At 44.4% G+C, this 252-nt stretch carries 1 protein-coding gene; it reads left to right on the forward strand.

Going from position 1 to position 252, the window contains the following annotated elements:
- Nucleotides 1-63: 63 nt before the first annotated feature.
- Nucleotides 64-252, forward strand: a 189-nt coding sequence (locus QQZ16_RS04010; RefSeq protein ID WP_284561131.1) for a hypothetical protein, incomplete at its 3' end; no start/stop codon positions are given.

Here is a 252-nt window from a genome sequence, read left to right on the forward strand (position 1 = left end):
GCCTTTGAGGTCTGGCCAGTAGAAGTAGTACAAATGGCGAACCTTTCAGTAGCCCTTTAGGGTTTGGTCAGTAACAAAGGCTTTCAGCCGCAGAGAAAACCACCCGTTCTCACGGGTGGTCCTTATTATAGAAAAGAAAACCCTGGGCTATGCCTAGGGTTCCAAAAAGCTTACAGCGTGGTATTAAAAAAACTTCCTCAAGGTGCTAAAATATTTTTGGTTCGCCAACCGAAAATAAATAGCCAGGAGGAA

Source organism: Bacillus sp. T2.9-1 (genome assembly GCF_950097965.1).
GTDB classification, from domain to species: domain Bacteria; phylum Bacillota; class Bacilli; order Bacillales; family Cytobacillaceae; genus Niallia; species Niallia hominis.